The sequence below is a fragment of the Streptomyces sp. NBC_01445 genome (assembly GCF_035918235.1).
In the GTDB taxonomy this organism is placed as follows: domain Bacteria; phylum Actinomycetota; class Actinomycetes; order Streptomycetales; family Streptomycetaceae; genus Streptomyces.
This window is the reverse complement of record NZ_CP109485.1, coordinates 9,359,079-9,378,269: the sequence shown is the minus strand read 5'-3', so window position 1 is coordinate 9,378,269 and position 19,191 is coordinate 9,359,079. Positions and strand designations below refer to the sequence as shown.

The following is a 19,191-nucleotide window of genomic DNA, read 5'->3' as shown; positions in this document are numbered from 1 at the left end:
CCTCGACGGCGACCTAGGATCCGCTGCGTGGCACACACCTTCGACGAACTCGTCGAGAGACAGCAGGCCGCGAACGCGGCACACCACGAGGTCCTGAGACTGCGGGACGGCTACGGACCACCGGGGCTCGAGCCGCCGAGCGAGTCCCAGACCCAGACGTACGAGACGGCCTGGCGCGCGTGGCGGGATCTGGCCCGCGATGTGCAGCAGGCCGTCACCGAGTACGCCAAGGAGGAGGGCCTCGCCAGGACTGACGTCGAGGCGGACGTGAAGGCGAAGGCGGGTGGCGGCGAAGGCGCATAGCGCTCTCAGGTGGCGAAGACCTGCGAGTCGTCGGCGAACGCCTTGAACTCCAGGGCGTTGCCCGCCGGATCCAGCAGGAACATCGTCCACTGCTCGCCGGGCTCGCCCGCGAAGCGTACGTAGGGCTCGATGACGAACTTCGTGTCCGCGGCGCGGAGCCGGTCCGCGAGCTCCTGGAACACGGGGATCGTGAGGATCAGGCCGAAGTGCGGTACGGGCACGTCGTGTCCGTCGACGGGATTGCGGATGTGCTCGGAGCGGGTGGGGGCGAGGTGGGTGACGAACTGGTGGCCGTGGAGATTCCAGTCCACCCATGTGTCGGCGCTGCGGCCCTGCTCAAGGCCGAGCACCTCACCGTAGAAGTACCGGGCGGCGGGCAGATCGTCCACCGGCACGGCCAGGTGGAACCGCGGGATCGGCGAGTCGAGTTCGGTCATGGGGCCGGTCTCCTTTCGGGAGACTGCTCGGGAGACAGGTCGGGAGACTGCGCGGCGACGGAGCGTCAGCAACGCTTGCCGCTCAGGACGCTGTGGGCCTACCCGTCCGCGGCGTCGAGATCACACCGTCGAAGCCGCAACCCGTACGGGTGCTGGATCCTGGCGCGTTTTCGCCGCCCACCGCGCCACCGGCCCCAGCGCGTACGACGCCGCCAGGACCAGGCCGCCGAGCAGCAGCCAGCCCGGCGTGCCCATCCCGAGCAGCAGCGCGGTGAGCAGCAGCGGGCCGAGCGTGCGGGCGACCGTGACGCCCGTACCGAAGAAGCCCTGGTACTCGCCGATGCGCCCGGCCGGGGCCAGGTCGAAACCCAGCTGCCAGGATCCGGCCGACTGGAGCATCTCTGCGGCGACCAGGAGCACCGATCCTCCGACCAGGGCGGCGACCGCGGCCCAGACCGAGCCGGTGGCCGAGGCGGCGAAGATGCCGCAGGCCAGGAGCATGAGCACGCCTGACCGGCGGATGGCGCGGGTTGCCGTGGGGAGGCCGGAGACCGAGCGGGCCGTGCGGACCTGGAAGAGCATCACGGCGCCGGTGTTGAGGATGAAGAGCGCGGAGACGAGCCACGTGGGGGCGTCGGTGCGCTCGTTGATCCACAGCGGGAGCCCGAGGCTGAGCAGCGGCATCCGCAGGAGAAGAACGGTGTTGAGGAGGGTCACGGCGGCGTAGGGCCGGTCGCGCAGGACTTCGAGTTTCGCTCCGCGGACGGCCGGCGCCGGCGTGACGGCCGGGAGCCGCAGCAGGACGAGCGCGCAGAGGACGAAACTGACGGCGTCGATCGCGAACACCGCCAGATACGCCGACTTCGTCCCGGCGGACAGTGCGAGGCCGCCGAGCGCCGCGCCCACCGCGAGACCCGCGTTGAGCGTCGACTGCAGGTGGGCGAGCGCACCCGTGCGGTCCTCCTTGGCCACCAGACCGGCGAGCAGCGCCTGGCGCGCGGCCGCGAGTCCCGACTGCGCGCTCGCGTAGAGGCAGGCGGCCACGAGGAAGGGAAGGAAATCGCGTACGACCAGGAAGGAGGCGACCGCGGCGCCGGTCGCGAGGGCGAGCAGGACCGCCGTTCCACGCGGGCCGCGGCGGTCCGCGATCCGGCCGAGCGGCACCCCGACGACTGAACCGATCGCCCAGGCGACCGTGAGGCCGAGGCCGATCCTGGCGGGCGCGAGGCCGACGACGTGAGTGAAGTAGAGCGCCGAGGTGACGTAGTACGCGCCGTCGCCCAGCGAGTTGCTCAACTGGGCCAGGGCGAGGGTGCGTTGAGGGCCGGCGGGCGGCAGCAGGTTCGGCATGGCAATGACGGTACGCGCGCATCGGCCCATCCATGTGGGGCAATTTTGAGCTCTGTGCTTGGGCCATTCAACGCGCGTACTGGCTGGCCGGAAACCGTCGTAGACTCGAACACATGTCCGAACTGCCGCCCGACCTGCCGAGGCTCCGCACGCTGGAGACGTGGCTCGTGCTGTCTCTGGACAGGGTGCGCCGCAAGATCGCGGAGGCGGAGCGGCAGGAAGCCGAGAAACAGCGCGGCGAACGGGACCGGCCACTGGCCCCCGACTGGCTGATCGAGATGGGGCTCGGCGGGCGCGCACCTGTGTACGTGCACGTCGGCGGCTGCCACATGGCGGGCAAACGGTCGCGAGGCGTCACGGACGACCAAGCGCGCCGCGCGCTGTGGGAGCAGGTGCCGGCCTGTCCGCACTGCAACCCCGACGGAGTGCTCGGAGTGCTGGACTGAACCCGGTGGCGGTAGCCGTCAGAGCGCTGGACTGAACCCCGTGGCGGTGGCCGTCAGAGTGCTGGTTCCGAGGCGGCCTCCGGATGATCCGCCGCCCACGACGCGAGCATGCGCAGCCCGTCGCGGGTGGGCGTGCACCGGCCGATCGGACGGACACCCTCGGAGCTGCTCGGCCGACCGGGATTACTCGGTCACCTTTCAGACCTGAGAGACGGGCCGCCCCGCTTCGAGGGGCAAGTCCCGTGCGGGCACAGGCCGTTGAGCCCAGCGGACGGCGAAGGGGGCCGCCAGGCCGGTGACGGTGAACAGGGCGCCTACGACGTACCAGCCGGGCCGGCCCCAGGTGATGCAGAGCGCGATCAGCAGGCTGGGGCCGAGCGCGTCGGCCAGGCCCGCGCCAAGGCCGAACACACCGAGGTACTGGCCGGTGGCGCGTTCCGGGGCGAGGGCGAAGGAGACCTCGAACCCCGCGGCGGAGTGCCACAGTTCGCCGACCGTGTGGACCACGACCGCGACCAGGAGCAGTGCCGCGGCGGCCCATGCCGGAACCCCCGCGGACAGGGAGATCAGCGAGCAGGAGACGAGGAAGACCACGCCCGCCCTCCGGTACGCCCCGCCACCCGCCGCCGGGGAGTTGACGGTGCGACTGGCCCGCACCTGAAGGGCGATCACGATGACGGTGTTGACGAGCATCGTGCCCGAAATGAGCCAGTGGGGTGCGCTGGTGGCGACGACCAGCCACAGCGGGATGGCCACGGTGAGCACCTTGAACTGGATGGCCATGATGCCGTCCAGCGCCGTGAGGAGGAGGTAGGGCCGGTCCCGCAGCGCGATCCACCGGGGGCCGGCGGCCGCGGGCTCCGGAGCGACCGGCGGCAGGAAGAGCAGGATGGCGGCGGAGGCACCGAAGGCGATCGCGTTGCCGATGACCAGGACCTGGTACGCGGTGTGGGTGCCCACCTGGAGGGCCCAACCCGCCAGCAGTGCGCCGAGTGAGATGCCGATGTTGGTGACGGCCCGGAGGTAAGCGCGGTACTCCTGCGGCCGGTCCCCGCCGAAGTATCTGATGAGCGGGCTGCGCGCGGCCCGTCCCGCCGCTTGCGCCCCGGTCGCGGCGCAGACGGCCAGGACGAACGGCCAGAAGCTGTCCACCAGGGCGAACCCCGCTGTCGCCAGCGCCTGTACGACGATGGTCGCCGCGTAGACGCCGCGCGCGCCGCGCCTGTCCGCGAGGTGGCCGGCGGCTATGCCCGTGACGAGCGAGGCGAAGCCGGCGACACCGAGTCCGAGCCCCACCTGCGTCGCGGGGAGGCGGACGTCCTGGGTGAAGTACAGGACTCCGGCGGTCAGGTAGAGGCCGCTGCCGACGGTGTTGACGAAGTTCGATGCGGCGATGACGCGTTGGGGTCCCGCTTCGGGCATCAGCTGGGGCATGACGGGCATGTCGTGGCTCCGCGTCCTGGGGCAGGCGGTAAGGACCGGGCCAGCTTGTTGCATATTACTTGCAAGAGCAAGAAGGTTGCGAGATGCCTCCCGCGGACAACCACGGCGAGATCCCGCGCGCACAAGGCGAGCCCCGCCCGGCCGGGGGGGGTGGGCCGAGCGGGGCTCTGTCTCCATCTTCCAGCAAAAAAGCCTGGCCAGCGGATGCACGCGCCCGGCATTCGAATGACCCTGTACTTATGGACGTCGTGCCGATAGTCGTGCACCGCCCCTCGCGTACGGGTGGACGCAGGGTGACGGCGCACGGTCAGATACTTGGCCTCGCGCACTCCGACTTGGAAGTCGTCGAGTTCCTGCGCCGGGCCGGGCTGCCGGACGCGGAGACGCTGCTCGACGATCCGGCCTGGGTGAAGTGGCGCGGCGGTCGGGCCCACCACTACGAAGCGGCGTAGGCGGGCCCACCGAGAGGCCCGGCTTTCGCGGCTTCCGACCCGGTTCGGCAGGTCGAAGAAGACATCGCCACGGACGATCGCGAACGGGTCCCCAGCGGCTCGCCGAGCTCCGCGACACCACTGGGCGTCCAGCTCCAGGCGTTGACCGTCCCCGCGATGAACAGCAGTGAGCCGCCGTCCCAGGTCTTGACGCGCTTGAGCAGCCCGTCCCGGCACTCCGCCGCCCCATCCCTGCGGGAAGAAGCCGCCGATCACCGGCACGCCCGCGGGCCTGATCCGGAGATCCCCCGTCTCCCAAGACTGGATGATGCCGCGCACCTGCGTGTGGTCCCGGCAGGAGCGGACGACGCACTCGCCGAAGGGGACCCATCCGTCGCCGGCCGCGTTGCGGGGGTTGCACGCGTAGACCGGATCCAGTCCGGTACGACGCGGGAAGCGTCCGGTGAGCGACGTGTACGCGTCCAGCGCCTGCTCGGGCCAGGAGCCGGCGTAGGTGTGTCCCGCGCCCGAGGGGCCCGTGATCAGCAGGTCATTTCCGGTGGCGGCCTTCTGGCAGTACGCGAGCAGCGCGGTCCCGATCCCGGCGAGCAGGGGGCTGACCGTCCAGTTGACGGGGACGACGCCGCGCTTCGGGTCGTCCCGGATGTCGCGCATGTGGCGCTGGCAGTACTGGACGTTGTCGCCCTCTCCGAACATGAGGGCGAGGTGGACGCCGTTGCGAAGGGCGGACTTCAGCCGGGGCCTGATCTTGGCGGAGACCTTCGCCGGGACGCCGACGCACACGGTGCCGTTCATGTAGAAGTCGGCGGGCACCACCCCGAAGCCGTGCTGCGACGCCCGGTCGACGCCGCCCCACTCCGCCACGTCGTGGGAGAAGCAGCTGGTGAACGGGGCGCCCGGGAAGAGAGAGCAGGTACCTGGCGAAGCGGCACGACCGCTGGGGCGGCCGCTGTACTACGTTGAAGATTCTGCGCCGTCCAGCATGAGAGTCACGGGCGCGGAACCCTGTCGCACCCATCCGTCGGCCCCGCACGGAACGACCCAGGCCACCACGCCGGAAACGGCCCAACACCATTGCAAACGAGCCGACATCGAGAAGCGCCCGGCACGGGAGCGCTACCTCCACCCGATTCGGCTCACCCGCGGACCTGCGACATCCACTCGATTCGACACAGCCGCACGATCACCCCCGTGCCGCCGGAACCCTGCGCAGGAGCTCCCCAGCCGTGCACCCCTGATCCATATCCAGAACCAGGCAGAGATTAAAGCCCCGGTAGTCCCTCTGGACGGCGGCCTGGAGGTCGCACCACTGCGAGTCGGGGTCACCGGCGTCCACAGTCACCACGAGCGAGTCCCCCTCGGTCACCGAGTCGGAGGCGGTGACGAACCCGGACGAGTCGGCCCGCGTGAAGAACTGCCATCTGGCGGCCTTCACCGTCGTCGGGCACGTGTAGTCGGGCACGGCATGGTCGACCCCACTCGCCGTCACGGTGTGATCGCCCGCCATGTGCACGTGAGCTCCGGCCGAGTTGGCCCAGTCCCCGACCAGATCGGCCTGCTGGATCACGGCCGCCTCACCGCCCGCGTCGGCGCACGACGCACAGGCCAGGACCAGACATCCGAGCAGCACCGCCATCCTCGACTTCACGCCCCACCCACCGCCCCGACCTTGTCGACCGCACGCCCCAGCAGGCCACCGCGGGCAGCGTCCGCCCGTTCGAGCCGGGGTCAGCCTGACAGAAGTTTTGAACGTGTTCAACCGAGTCCATGAAGTCGCACTCGCCTTCTTGTCAGCAAACTTTGCAACCCGTCGGATCGCCCCCGCGGAGTTACCGAGGGGTCGTCTTGTCGTGACCCTGGACAGCGCACCTGAGGGCGTGCTGTCATGCCAACTGCCCGCTCCTTCCAACGTTGTACAGACGCAAGCGACGAGCCGCCCCCTCTTCCTCAGTCAAGGAGGATTCGTGCGCACCAAACGACTCAGAGGCCGACTGGCCATGCTGCTGGCCGCGGGACTGGGCCTCGCGGCACTCACCGGGTCGCCGTCGGCGACAGCGGCCGACGACCCGGTCGAACCCCACGGCCTGAAGGGCGAGTACTACACCCAGTCCGCCCCCGGAGCCTTCGACTTCAACGAGCTCAAGGCCACCGGCTTCGACCCGAAGCTCGACTTCGACACCCTCGAGCCGCGGCTGCGGACCGCCACCGGCCAGGCCGACGACGCCAGTGTGCGCTGGACGGGCAAGGTCGTGCCGGAGAAGACCGGCGCGACAACGTTTTCCATCACCGGCGACAACGGCTTCCGGCTCTGGGTCGACGGCAAGCTCGCCATCGACCACTGGGTCGACGACTGGGACAAGGAACAGACCTCCCAGCCCGTCGAGTTGACGGCCGGCAAGGCGTACGACATCAAGGTCGAGTACTTCGAGCACTTCGGCGGCTCGAACCTCCATCTGCGCTGGACCGAGCCCGGCGAGACCAAGGAAGCGATCCCCTCCTCCGCCTTCCGGCTGCCCGACGGCTGGGACTACGACGGAGCGATATCGACGACCGTCCTCAAGGACGGCCGAACTCTCAAGCTCGACTTCGCGCAGTCCCTCGCGGCCCCGCCGGCCGGCCTCACGGATCACCTCCAGGCCGTGATCGGCGGCGCCCAGTGGCCGCTCTCCACGATCAAGGCCGACCCGGCCGACCCCCGCACCCTGCTCGTCGGGCTCAAGGAGCCGGTCGTCGGCAAGAAGGGCGGCGGCGCGTCCGGCCAGGCGGACGTCACGTACGACGGCAAGGGCGGGCTGACCAGCACCGGCGACAAGGCCGTCGGCCAGTTCTGGAGCAGCGGCCCGAACGACTCCGAGTACGAGCTGCGCACCAAGTGGGCCGACGAGGTGGGGCCGAAGAACGCCCACCCCGAGTACCCGCGCCCGCAGCTCACCCGGGACGCCTGGCAGAACCTCAACGGCGAGTGGCAGTTCGCCGCGGCGAAGTCCGGCGACAAGCCGCCGGTCGGCAAGCAGCTCGGCGAGAAGATCCTCGTGCCCTACCCGGTCGAGTCGCAGCTCTCCGGCATCGAGCGCCACGAGGACCGCATGTGGTACCGCCGCACCTTCACGGTCCCCGCGGGCTGGAAGGTCGGTGACGGCAAGCGCCTCCAGCTGAACTTCGGCGCCGTCGACTGGCAGTCCGAGGTGTACGTCAACGGCAAGAAGGTCGCCGAACACAAGGGCGGCTACGACAAGTTCAGCGCCGACATCACGGACGCGCTGAAGCCGGGGCGCACCCAGGAGCTGATCGTCGGCGTCTACGACCCGACGGACGCGCAGGGCGGCGAGAACCCGCCGGTCGGCAAGCAGCGCCTGGACCCGAGCGGCATCTGGTACACCCCCTCCTCCGGTATCTGGCAGACCGTGTGGATGGAGCCGGTAGCGGCCGACCACGCCGCCGACCTCAAGATCACCCCGGACGTCACGGCGGGCAAGGCCACCGTCGAGGCCAAGGGCGTGCGCGACGGAGTGCCGTTCACGGCGACGGCGTACGACGGCAAGCGCAGGGTCGCCACGGCGAGCGGGGTCACCGGCGCGCCGCTGACCCTGAAGATCGACAAGGCGCATCTGTGGTCGCCCGACGACCCGTTCCTCTACAACCTCAAGGTGAACGTCGGCAAGGACAGCGTCGGCAGCTACTTCGGGATGCGCTCCATCTCCGTCGAGAAGGTGAACGGCACGCCGCGCACCCTGCTCAACGGCAAGCCCGCCTTCATGATGGCCACGCTCGACCAGGGCTTCTGGCCCGACGGGCTGCACACCGCGCCGACGGACGAGGCGCTGGCCTACGACCTGAAGATGCACAAGCAGATGGGCTTCAACTCGGTGCGCAAGCACATCAAGGTCGAGCCCGACCGCTGGTTCTACTGGGCGGACAAGCTGGGCCTGATGGTGTGGCAGGACATGCCGGCCATGAGCGCGGCGCCGGACACGGCCGCGCGCGCCGAGTACGAGCGCGAGATGAAGACGATGATCGACCAGCACAGCAGCCACCCCTCGGTGGTCATGTGGGTCACCTTCAACGAGGGCTGGGGCCAGTACGACGTGGGCCGCATCGCCGAGCAGGCCAAGGCCTGGGACCCGACGCGCCTGGTCAACAACATGTCGGGCCTCAACCTCGGGGCGGACGGCGGGACCGGCGACATCATGGACGAGCACGGCTACCCGAGCCCGGCCCTGCCGCCGCACCCCGACGGCAAGCGCGCCCTGGTCAGCGGCGAGTACGGCGGCCTCGGCCTCGCGGTGCCCGGTCACGCCTGGGCGGTGCAGCAGTCGTACGTGGACGTCGACCCGGCGAAGTACACGGACGACTACCTCGCACGGCTCGCCGAGGTGCACAAGCTGGCCTGCCAGGGCAGCAACGGCGCCGTGTACACGCAGATCTCGGACGTCGAGGGTGAGCTCAACGGTCTGGTGACGTACGACCGCAAGATCGTCAAGCCGGATGTGAAGCGGGTGAAGGCGGCGCAGGACGCGCTGATCCGCGACGCCTCGCAGGCGACCGTGGCCGGCTGCTCCGGCAGCTGAGCGCGGTCGGTCCGACATGTGCCCGGTCCCCCTTTCGCGCCTCTCGGGGCGGAAGGGGGGCCGGGGCGTGGCGCGCCCGCTTCTTGCGCGAGCGCGACCCCTTCGTACCCCCCTTCCCCGTACCTCCCTCACCCGTACCCCCCGAACAGGAGCACCCGCATGCCTGTCAGCAGACGCGCTCTTCTCGGTGCCGGCGCCCTGGGCCTGGGCGCCGCGGCGCTCGGCGGCCCGTTCGCCCCGTCCGCGGCGGCGGCGGCTTCACGGCCGTCGGCCGGCACGCTGCTCCCGGACGCGTTCCGGAAACTGCCCTCCGGCAGTGTCACCGCCCGTGGCTGGCTCGCCGGACAGCTGAAGCTCCAGCTCGACGGGCTGTGCGGCCGGTACGAGGACCTCTCCCACTTCCTGGACTTCGACAACACCGGCTGGGTGCACCCGGAGCGCGGGGCGTGGGAGGAACTGCCGTACTGGCTGCGCGGCTATGTGCCCCTCGCGGTCGCCACCGGTGACGAGCACGCCCTGGCCCGTTCGCGCGAGTGGATCGACGCGATCCTCGCCACGCAGGAGAGCGACGGCTTCTTCGGCCCGCGCGCGCTGCGCACCTCGCTCAACGGCGGTCCGGACTTCTGGCCGTTCCTGCCGCTCCTGATGGCGCTGCGGACCTACGAGGAGTACTCGCGCGACCGGCGCGTCGTCCCGTTCGTCACGCGCTTCCTGCGTTTCATGAACGCCCAGGGGGCCGGAGCCTTCAACTCCAGCTGGGTTTCGTTCCGTTGGGGCGACGGACTCGACATCGTGGTGTGGCTGTACCGGCGTACCGGGGAGAAGTTCCTCCTCGACCTGGCGGGCAAGATGCACACCCTCGGGGCGGACTGGACAGGCGGTACGCCCTCGCGGCACAACGTGAACATCGCCCAGGGATTCCGTGAGCCGGCCCAGTACGCGCAGCTCACCGGCTCTGCCGAGCTGACCCGGGCCACGTACCGCGGATACGACGCCGTGATGGGTGCGTACGGCCAGTTCCCCGGCGGTGGCATGGCGGGGGACGAGAACTACCGGCCCGGCTTCGGGGACCCCCGTCAGGGCTTCGAGACCTGCGGCATCGTCGAGTTCATGGCCAGCCATGAACTGCTCACGCGCATCACCGGTGACCCGGTGTGGGCGGACCGCTGCGAGGAACTCGCGTTCAACATGCTGCCCGCCGCACTCGACCCGCAGGGCAAGTCCCTGCATTACGTCACCAGCGCCAACAGCGTCGACCTGGACAACACCCCGAAGACACAGGGGCAGTTCCAGAACGGCTTCGCCATGCAGTCCCTGCAGCCCGGCGTCGACCAGTACCGCTGCTGCCCGCACAACTACGGTATGGGCTGGCCCTACTTCAACGAGGAGCTGTGGCTCGCGACGCCCGGCGACGGCCTCGCCGCCGCCATGTACGCCCCCTGCACGGTCCGTACGCGGGTCGCCGGCGGCACCGAGGTGACCATCGTCGAGGAGACCGGCTACCCCTTCACCGAGACGGTCGAGTTCAGGCTCTCCACCCCGAAGCCGGTGCGTTTCCCGCTCCAGCTCCGCATCCCGGGGTGGTGCCGCGGGCCCGAACTCCTCGTCAACGGCAAGCGTCTGGCGGCCGAGGACGGACCGGTCTGGGCCAAGGTGGAGCGCACCTGGCACGACGGTGACGTGGTGACGCTGCGCCTGCCTCAGCGCACTTCCGTACGCCACTGGCCCGACAACCATGACGCCGTCAGCGTCGACCACGGACCGCTCACCTACTCCTTGAAGATCGGCGAGCAGTACGAGCGCTACGCGGGCGACGACACGTTCCCGCACTACGAGGTGCACGCGACCTCCGCCTGGAACTACGGCCTGTCCCCCGCCCCCGGCCTCGCCTTCCGGCGCGACGACGGGCCGGTCGGGGAGAACCCGTTCACCCACGAGACGATGCCGGTGCACATCACCGCGCAGGCCCGTCGCATCGAGGAGTGGGTCGCGGACGACGAGCACGTCGTCGCACCCCTGCAGAGCGGACCGGCCCGTAGCGACGCACCCGTCGAGACCGTGACACTCGTGCCGATGGGCGCGGCCCGACTGCGGATCACGGCGTTTCCCCAGGCCTCGCCCGACGGCAGGGCGTGGACGCCGGAGCCCGCGTTCCGGCGGATCGCCAACAAGCACAGCGGGAAGGTCCTGGCCGTCGACGGCATGTCGACCGAGAACAGTGCCCGCGTCGTCCAGTTCGCCAACTCCGGTACGGGCGACCACGCGTGGCAGCTCGTCGACAAGGGCGACGGCTGGCATCTGATCCGCAACGGCCAGAGCGGCAAGGTCCTCGGGGTCGACGGGATGTCGACGGACAACAGCGCACACGTCGTCCAGTACGAGGACAACGGCACCGTCGACCATCTGTGGGCGCTCGTCGACAGCGGGGACGGGTGGTACCGGATCCGCAACAAGAACAGCGGCAAGGTCCTTGGCGTGGACGGGATGTCGACAGCGGACAGCGCGCAGGTCGTCCAGTTCGACGACAACGGGACGGACGATCATCTGTGGCGGCTGCTCTGAGGTCGTGACCGGTCGTGGCGCGCCGGGTGGATCCCGGCGCGCCACGGCGTCGGTGTGCGGGGGTCCGCATCCTCGACGGTCGAACCGCTGGTCCAGCAGCCGGTGCCGGGGATATCCGTCCCCTTGCCGTCCCCTTGCCACCTTTCGCCATACGGACGTATAACGTTGCAAGCCCGGCTCCAGAGCCTTTGCGCCGGGGCCATGGCTCCGGCGCCGTGCGGGCACGCACCGGTCCCGGCGCCCGGCAGTTCACCGGAAGGAATGTTGTGCGGGTCAGCCTCAAGGACGTCGCCGCGCGTGCGGGCGTGTCGATCAAGACCGTCTCGAATGTGGTGAACAACTACCAGCACGTCACCCCCGCGATGCGCGAGCGGGTGCAGCAGGCCATCGACGAGCTCGGCTACCGGCCCAATCTCGCCGCCCGCCACCTGCGTCAGGGGCGGACGGGCATCATCGCCCTCGCCCTGCCCGAGCTCGGCAACCCGTACTTCGCCGAGCTCGCGGCGGCGGTGATCGACGCCGCCGCCCTCCACGACTACATCGTGCTCCTGGACCACACGGGAGGCCGGCGCGAGCAAGAGGTCCTGGTCAGCCAGGGGTTCCGCGCACGCGTCATCGACGGCCTGATCCTTAGCCCCATCGAGCTGGAGGCGGAGGACCTTCGTGAGCGCACGGAGAACGTGCCTCTGGTCCTGCTCGGCGAGCGCCACTACGACCTGCCCTACGACCACATCGCGGTGGACAACGTCGCGGCGGCCCGCACGGCCGTCCGTCATCTGATCGACATGGGGCGCCGCGAGGTGGCGTTCATCGGTGCCCGCCGTGGCCACAGCCAACCCGCCCATCTGCGTGTTCAGGGGTGGCGCGAGGAACTCCTGTCGGCGGGCCTCTCCGTGGACGACGGGCTGATCGCGACGACCGAGGGGTGGGGGCACGCGGACGGCGCGGCGGCGATGACCCGGATCCTGGAGACCGGGCGCCGGCCCGACGCCGTGTTCGCGTACAACGACCCCATCGCCATCGGAGCGATGCGGGTGCTGTCGGAGCGCGGTCTGCGCGTGCCCGAGGACGTCGCTGTGGTGGGCTTCGACGACGTCGTGGAGGGGCGCTTCGGGGCGGTCACGCTCACCTCCGTGTCGCCGGACAAGGAGGCCATCGCGCGGATGGCGGTCGAGTCGGTCCTGGCCCGGCTCGGCGGCCAGGCGGACGAGCCCCGCCGCGTCTGGGCGGACTACCGGCTCGTCGCGCGCGAGAGCACGCTGGGGCGGCACACGTAGGCCGAGCGGCGGAACCGCGTGATCGTTCCCGCCGACAAGCCCGGATAAGGACTTCCCGCCGAAATCCCCGACCCGTTGGCCACCGGACAACCGCTCGCCCTCCGAGTATCCGAAAGACCCGAGCAGATACCTGTACCGGCCTCTTACAACGACGCCTTACAACGTTGTAATGTCCAGGCGTCCGCAGCTGCCGGTCTCCGGCTCCGTCCGCGCCCCGCCGGTATCCCCCGCGCCCGGCGCCGGACAGTGCCCGGCCCTCACCCCCCGCGAGGAGCCCATGTCCTTCGCCGCCCCCTTCTCGGCACCCTTCGGCGCCACCCCCTCGGGCCTCCCGGTCGAGCGCTGGACTCTGCGCAGTGCGAGCGGAGTCGAGGCCGCCGTCCTGACGTACGGCGCCGTACTGCACTCCCTGCGTGTCCCAGGTCCGTCCGGGAGCCGGCCGCCCGCCGAGGTGGTCCTCAGCCTCCCGGACGTGAAGCACTACGCCACCCATGGCGCGTATCTCGGCGCTGTGGTGGGGCGGTACGCCAACCGCATCGCCGCGGGCACCTTCACTCTGGACGGAACGCGACACCACATCCCGGGCAACGACCGGGGCAATTCGCTGCACGGCGGGGCCGACGGGTTCGACCGCCGGGTGTGGCGTGCCGAGTCCCGCGAGCGGCCCGACGGCGCCGCGAGTGTGCGCCTGAGCCTGGACAGTCCGCACGGCGACCAGGGCTTTCCCGGTTCGCTCCAGGTGTCCGTCACCTACACCCTTGCGTCCGACGGATCCCTGACGCTCGACTATCGCGGCGTCACCGACCGTCCCACGCCGGTCAACCTCACGAACCACGCCTACTTCAACCTCTCCGGGAACCCGGACCGAGGGGTACTCGACCACCTTCTGACCGTGGACGCCACCACGTATCTACCCATCGACGAGACGGGCCTCCCGCTGCCTGGCGCACCCGCACCGGTGGCCGGTTCGCCGTTCGACTTCACCCGGTCACGGCGGATCGGTGCGCGGATCGCCGAGCCCGACGAGCAGTTGAGGCGCGCCGACGGATACGACCACTGCTGGGCACTCGACGACCGTGAACGACCGTCCGGAGAGGGGCAGTTGGTCCTGCGGCGTGCGGCCCGTCTCGAGGACCCCGGCAGCGGGCGCGTGCTCGAGGTGCACACCAGCGAGCCCGGGCTCCAGGTGTACGCGGGGCAGCAACTCGACGGTGGTTTCGGCGACTTCCTGGGTCGCCGGCTCGGCGCCCACTCGGGTCTGTGCCTGGAGTCGCAGCACTTCCCCGACTCCCCCAACCGGTCCGAGTATCCGAGCACCGTCCTGCGCCCGGACCAGGTCATGCGCAGCCGGACCGTGCTCAGCTTCCCGCACCTCACCACGGTCGCACGTTGACCACGACCGGACGGCCCGCCCGAATCACAGGGCGGTCACGTCCCGCACAAAGGCTTTACACCCCCCTTTCAACGATGTAAAAACTCCTGCGGGCGGACCAGTCGCGACTCTCGCCTCGTCGAGCCGCACACGCGCCGCCCTCGCTGCTCCCTGCCAACCCTCCGTCGCCGCGTCACCCGGATCGGGGTCACCATGAAGCACTTCGCCCACCGCCGTCACCTCACCGCCCGCCCTGTGATCGTGGCCCTGGCCGCCGCCATGGCCCTCACCGCCTCCGGCTGCGCCAAGTCCGAGGACGACGCCTCGAACAAGTCCGACTCCTCCGCGTCCGCCGCCGACGCGGGCCAGAAGGTCGTCACGCCGAAGCCCGGCAGCAAGGGCTGCACGATCGACGCGTACGGCGGGAAGAAGCTCGACCTCAAGAGCGCCACGGTCGGCTTCTCGCAGTCCGAGAAGGAGGCCAACCCCTTCCGGATCGCCGAGACGGCCTCGATCAAGGCCGAGGCGAACAAGCGCGGTCTGAAGCTGCTCACCGCCAACGCCCAGTCCCAGTTCTCCAAGCAGATCAGCGATGTGCAGGACCTCCTCGCCAAGGGCGCCGACCTGCTGGTGATCGCTCCGCTCAACTCGGACGGCTGGGAGCCGGTGCTGAAGGCCGCCGCGGCCAAGAAGGTGCCGATCGTCACCATCGACCGCAAGATCAACGCCACGGCGTGCAAGGACTACGTCAGCTTCATCGCCTCGGACTTCGTCGACCAGGGCAAGCGCGCCGCCGACCAGATGATCGAGGCGACCGGCGGCAAGGGCGAGGTCGCGATCCTGCTCGGCGCCGCGGGCAACAACGTCACCACCGAGCGCACCAAGGGCTTCAAGGACCGTATCAAGGAGAAGGCACCCGACCTCAAGGTGGTCTTCCAGCAGACCGGCGACTTCGCCCGTGAGAAGGGACAGCAGGTCACCGAGCAGCTGATCCAGTCCAAGCCCGGCATCAAGGGGATCTACGCCGAGAACGACGAGATGGGTCTCGGCGCGGTCGCCGCGCTCAAGGGCGCCGGCAAGAAGGCCGGTGACGTGAAGATCGTGACGGTCGACGGGACGCGCAACGCGGTCCAGGGCATTGTCGACGGCTGGATCAGCGGTGTCATCGAGTCCAACCCGCGCTTCGGCCCGCTCGCCTTCCAGACCCTCGACACGTTCACGCAGGGCAAGGAAGTCCCCCAGGACGTCATCATCCAGGACGGGGCCTACGACGTGAAGAATGCCAAGTCCGAGATCGGCAAGGCGTTCTGACGCAGCTTCAGGCGGGCGGGGTGGGGCAGGCCCGAGCGGCGGCCCACCCCGCCCCTGATCCGTACTCCTCTCCCCTGCCCCAGCCCTTCACCCCACCTGGAGGCACAGGTGACTCCCTCCGCCGAAGTCCTCACAGTCCGCGGACTCAGCAAGTCGTTCCCCGGTGTCCGGGCCCTCGACGGTGTGGACCTCGCGCTGCACGCCGGTGAGGTCCACGCCCTGATCGGCGAGAACGGCGCCGGCAAGTCGACGCTCATCAAGGTGCTCACCGGTGTGTACCGGCCCGACGCGGGAGACATCACCTTCCAGGGCCGCCCGGTCTCCTTCGCCACACCGCTGGAGGCCCAGAACGCGGGCATCTCCACGATCTACCAAGAGGTCAACCTCATCCCGCTGCTGAGCGTGGCCCGCAACCTCTTCCTGGGGCGCGAGCCGCGCAACCGGTTCGGGCTGCTCGACTTCGGCCGTATGCACCGCGACGCCGCCCAGACGCTGCGCGCGTACGGGGTGCGGGTGGACGTGCGGCAGCCGCTGCGCACGCTGGGCGTCGGCGCCCAGCAGATGGTGGCCCTGGCCCGGGCCGTCGCCGCCGACGCACGCGTCGTCATCATGGACGAGCCGACCTCCTCCCTCGAACCACGGGAGGTGGAGACGCTGTTCGAGGTGATCCGCCGGCTGCGCGCCGACGGGATCGCCGTCATCTACGTCAGCCACCGGCTCGACGAGCTGTACGCCGTGTGCGACGCCGTGACAGTGCTGCGGGACGGCTGCCGCGTGCACACCGGACGGCTCGCGGACCTGGACCGGCTCACGCTGGTGTCCACGATGCTGGGGCGTGACATGGGTGAGGTACGCAGTGAGGGCGTCACCAAGTTCACCGGCGACCACCATGCCGCGAGTTCCGAACCTGTGCTCAGCGCCCGGGATCTGACGGTTCCTCACAAGCTGCTCGGAGTCTCGCTGGACATCCGTCCCGGCGAGGTAGTCGGTCTGGGCGGGCTGCTCGGGTCGGGGCGCACGGAGACCGCCAAGGCCATCTCCGGGGCTCTGCCGTCGAAGGCGGGCAGCGTCACCGTGGCCGGTGTCCCGCTGCGCTCGGGATCCACGCCCGCCGCCATCCGCGCCGGCATCAGCCTGCTGCCCGAGGACCGCAAGAGCGAGGGCATCGTCCCCGGGCTCTCCGTCCGCGAGAACATCGCGCTTGCCGCACTGCCGAGGCTCTCCCGCTTCGGTCTGGTCTCCGAGGCCCAGGTCGACAAGATCGTGGACACCTTCGTCAAGAGGCTCCGGATCAAGGCGTCCTCGCCGAACCAGAAAGTCGGTGAGCTGTCCGGCGGCAATCAGCAGAAGGTGCTCCTGGCCCGCTGGCTGGCGATGAACCCGAAGGTGCTGCTCCTGGACGAGCCCACGCGCGGCATCGACGTGGGCGCCAAGGCCGAGGTGCAGAAGCTCGTCGACGAACTGGCCGACGACGGCCTCGGTGTCCTGCTCATCTCCTCCGACCTGGAGGAACTCATCGAAGGATCCGACCGCGTGGTCGTGCTGAAGGACGGCGCGGTCGTCGGCGAACTGACCGGCGACGACGTCACGGAGGACAAGCTGATGCAGACCATCGCGGCGGGCAGCCCCGCCCCCGGCGCCGCCGGGGAGGTGACCCGCCATGGCTGAGGCCGCGATACACCCGGCCGCCCTCGACCGCGCGCGAGTCCTGCAGTGGATGCAGACGTACGGTGTGTACGCGGGCGTGGCCGTCCTGCTCGTCGTCAACATCGCCGTGACGCCGCACTTCCTGTCCGCGGAGAACTTCCGGACGCAGGCCGTGCAGGTCGCGCCCGTGATCATCGTCGCCCTCGGCATGGCCCTGGCCATCGGCACCGAGGGCATCGACCTGTCCGTGGGCGCGGTCATGGCGCTCGCCGCCTCGGTCACTGCCCTCTATCTGGGGTACGGGCTGGTGCCGGCCCTGCTCACGGTGGCCGTGTTCGCGGCCGTGGTGGGCCTGGCCAACGGGGCGCTGGTCGCCTGGGTCGGTGTGCAGCCGATCGTGGCCACCCTCGCCCTCATGGTCGGCGGCCGAGGCATCGCCCTGGTGCTGCTGCCGCAGCTCAAGGACCTGCACAACCCGGGGCTCGCGTCGCTCGGTTCGGGTGACGTGCTCGGCATCCCCTACCTCATCGTGATCGCCGCGGCGCTCGCTCTGCTGGTCGCCTTCGTCATCCGGCGCACCACCTTCGGGCGGCAGTTGCTCGCCATCGGCGACAACCGGGCGGCCGCGAAGCTCGCGGGGCTCCCGGTGCGCCGCGTCCTGATGCTCGTCTACGTGGCGTGCGCGCTCCTCGCCGCCGTCGCCGGTGTGCTCGCGACCGCGCGGCTGCAGGCCAGCGACCCCACGTCGCTGGGCAACCTCATGGAGCTGTCCGCGATCACCGCGGTGGTGGTCGGCGGCACCCCCCTGAGCGGCGGCAGGGTCAACATCGCCGGAACGGTGGCGGGCGCCGTCCTCATCCAGCTGCTCACCGCCACCCTCATCAAGCACGATCTGCCGCCTTCGTGGACGCAGATCGCCCAGGCCATCGTGATCGTGCTGGCGGTGTACGCGGCGCGCGGACGGGGGAAGCGATGACGGCGACCAGGACGGAAACGGAAGAGGCCGTGGCCCGTACCGAGAAGGAGCTGCTCGACGCCGCCGAGCCCGTGGGCAGCAGCCGCTCCGAGCGGCTGAGCGCCCTGGTCCAGCAGCACGGCGCGCTCGCGGTCCTCGTGATCGTGTCGGCGGTGGCGTCGCTGAGCTTCGACTCGTTCGCCACCGGGGACAACCTGTCCAACATGGCGACGAGTTCGGCGTTCCTGGCGGTCGTCGCGCTCGGCATGACCTTCGTCATCATCACCGGCGGCATCGACCTGTCGGTCGGTTCGCTCTTCGCTCTCGGCGGTGTTCTTGCCGCGTGGGGTTCGCAGTACGGCACTTTGGTGGCGCTCCTGCTGCCGATGGTCGTCTGCGGTCTCATCGGTGTGGTCAACGGCCTGCTGATCGCCCGCTCGCGGCTCGCTCCCTTCATCGTCACGCTGGCCGCGATGCTGGGCGCGCGCGGCCTGATGCTGTCCCTGACCAACGAGGGCGCCGACACCTACCTCGTCAAGAAGGGGTCGTTCCTCGCCGAGCTCGGCCAGGGCACGACCCTCGGCGTCGGCAACCCCGTGTGGATCACTCTGGTCCTGTTCGTGGCGGGCGCGGTGGTCCTGCGCCGCAGCCGCTTCGGCCAGCATGTGTACGCGGTCGGCGGCAACGAGGATGCGGCCGCCCTCATGGGTGCTCCCGTGGCCCGTACCAAGATCATCGTCTATACGCTGTCCGGCGTCCTCGCGGGCCTGGCCGGCGCGCTCAACGCCGCCTGGCTCGCCTCCGGCGTCACGATTCTGGGCAACGGCATGGAGCTGGAGGCCATTTCCGCGGTCGTCATCGGCGGCACCCTGCTGACCGGCGGTCTGGGTTACGTCAGCGGCTCTCTGGTGGGTGTGCTGCTCCTGAAGGTGATCCAGAACGTCATCAACCAGATCGGCTCCCTCGACTCCTCCTACCAGCAGGTCGTCAGCGGCGCGTTCCTCGCGGTCGTGGTCATCGCCCAGACGTGGCTCGGCCGCAGGCGGCAGTTGTTGTAGACGACCGGAT

The 19,191-nt window shown here is 70.0% G+C and carries 15 protein-coding genes and 1 pseudogene; 11 read left to right on the top strand and 5 right to left on the bottom strand.

The genetic code is table 11. From position 1 onward, the window contains the following. Positions 1 to 27 precede the first annotated feature (27 nt). Positions 28 to 303: a hypothetical protein gene (locus tag OG574_RS42765; RefSeq protein WP_100594492.1), complete on the top strand. Its 276-nt coding sequence runs from the start codon at positions 28 to 30 to the stop codon at positions 301 to 303. A gap of 5 nt (positions 304 to 308) precedes the next feature. On the opposite strand, the gene OG574_RS42760 is transcribed toward OG574_RS42765, so the two are convergent. Together OG574_RS42760 and OG574_RS42755 are read right to left on the bottom strand one after the other, a co-directional pair. Continuing rightward, positions 309 to 740 carry a VOC family protein gene (locus tag OG574_RS42760; protein ID WP_326777620.1) on the bottom strand — a complete coding sequence of 144 codons (432 nt, stop codon included), beginning with the start codon at positions 738 to 740 and terminating at the stop codon, positions 309 to 311. Positions 741 to 860: 120 nt separating this feature from the next. Beyond that, a complete protein-coding gene (locus OG574_RS42755; protein WP_326777619.1) occupies positions 861 to 2,090 on the bottom strand; it encodes an MFS transporter in 1,230 nt (409 codons plus the stop codon). 113 nt (positions 2,091 to 2,203) lie between these two features. On the opposite strand from OG574_RS42755, the gene OG574_RS42750 reads away from it, so the two are divergent. Then, the gene (locus OG574_RS42750) at positions 2,204 to 2,536 is read left to right on the top strand and encodes a DUF6233 domain-containing protein (RefSeq protein WP_100594495.1); all 333 of its coding nucleotides are present in this window, start codon (positions 2,204 to 2,206) and stop codon (positions 2,534 to 2,536) included. Between the two features lie 198 nt (positions 2,537 to 2,734). On the opposite strand, the gene OG574_RS42745 is transcribed toward OG574_RS42750, so the two are convergent. Then, positions 2,735 to 3,979 carry an MFS transporter gene (locus tag OG574_RS42745; protein WP_326777618.1) on the bottom strand — a complete coding sequence of 415 codons (1,245 nt, stop codon included), beginning with the start codon at positions 3,977 to 3,979 and terminating at the stop codon, positions 2,735 to 2,737. Between the two features lie 239 nt (positions 3,980 to 4,218). Here OG574_RS42745 and OG574_RS42740 point away from each other — a divergent pair, with 239 nt between their 5' ends. After that, positions 4,219 to 4,431: a hypothetical protein gene (locus OG574_RS42740; protein WP_326778790.1), complete on the top strand. Its 213-nt coding sequence runs from the start codon at positions 4,219 to 4,221 to the stop codon at positions 4,429 to 4,431. Between the two features lie 297 nt (positions 4,432 to 4,728). On the opposite strand, the pseudogene OG574_RS42735 reads toward OG574_RS42740, so the two are convergent. Both OG574_RS42735 and OG574_RS42730 read right to left on the bottom strand, forming a co-directional pair. Beyond that, positions 4,729 to 5,226 (bottom strand): annotated as a pseudogene (locus OG574_RS42735) (GxGYxYP domain-containing protein); the annotation flags it as partial. Between the two features lie 388 nt (positions 5,227 to 5,614). After that, positions 5,615 to 6,079, bottom strand: a complete 465-nt coding sequence (locus tag OG574_RS42730; protein ID WP_326777617.1) for a hypothetical protein — start codon at positions 6,077 to 6,079, stop codon at positions 5,615 to 5,617. A gap of 316 nt (positions 6,080 to 6,395) precedes the next feature. On the opposite strand from OG574_RS42730, the gene OG574_RS42725 reads away from it, so the two are divergent. From OG574_RS42725 to OG574_RS42690, 8 genes are all read left to right on the top strand, one after another. Next, positions 6,396 to 8,999, top strand: coding sequence for a PA14 domain-containing protein (locus OG574_RS42725; protein ID WP_326777616.1), 2,604 nt, complete (start codon positions 6,396 to 6,398; stop codon positions 8,997 to 8,999). A gap of 159 nt (positions 9,000 to 9,158) precedes the next feature. Further along, positions 9,159 to 11,561: a beta-L-arabinofuranosidase domain-containing protein gene (locus tag OG574_RS42720; protein ID WP_326777615.1), complete on the top strand. Its 2,403-nt coding sequence runs from the start codon at positions 9,159 to 9,161 to the stop codon at positions 11,559 to 11,561. Between the two features lie 266 nt (positions 11,562 to 11,827). Beyond that, on the top strand, positions 11,828 to 12,838 hold the full coding sequence (locus OG574_RS42715) for a LacI family DNA-binding transcriptional regulator (RefSeq protein ID WP_326777614.1): 1,011 nt from the start codon (positions 11,828 to 11,830) through the stop codon (positions 12,836 to 12,838). Positions 12,839 to 13,115: 277 nt separating this feature from the next. Beyond that, on the top strand, positions 13,116 to 14,231 hold the full coding sequence (locus OG574_RS42710; RefSeq protein WP_326778789.1) for an aldose epimerase family protein: 1,116 nt from the start codon (positions 13,116 to 13,118) through the stop codon (positions 14,229 to 14,231). 192 nt (positions 14,232 to 14,423) lie between these two features. Continuing rightward, positions 14,424 to 15,521, top strand: a complete 1,098-nt coding sequence (locus tag OG574_RS42705; RefSeq protein ID WP_326777613.1) for an ABC transporter substrate-binding protein — start codon at positions 14,424 to 14,426, stop codon at positions 15,519 to 15,521. A 108-nt stretch (positions 15,522 to 15,629) separates the two neighbouring features. Next, positions 15,630 to 17,189 (top strand): sugar ABC transporter ATP-binding protein, encoded by a 1,560-nt coding sequence (locus OG574_RS42700; protein ID WP_326777612.1) that lies wholly within the window; start codon positions 15,630 to 15,632, stop codon positions 17,187 to 17,189. Continuing rightward, a complete protein-coding gene (locus tag OG574_RS42695; RefSeq protein WP_326777611.1) occupies positions 17,182 to 18,144 on the top strand; it encodes an ABC transporter permease in 963 nt (320 codons plus the stop codon). Before OG574_RS42700 ends, OG574_RS42695 begins: the two co-directional genes overlap by 8 nt. Further along, a complete protein-coding gene (locus tag OG574_RS42690) occupies positions 18,141 to 19,181 on the top strand; it encodes an ABC transporter permease (protein WP_326777610.1) in 1,041 nt (346 codons plus the stop codon). The genes OG574_RS42695 and OG574_RS42690 overlap by 4 nt, the downstream gene beginning before the upstream one ends. Positions 19,182 to 19,191: the final 10 nt, after the last annotated feature.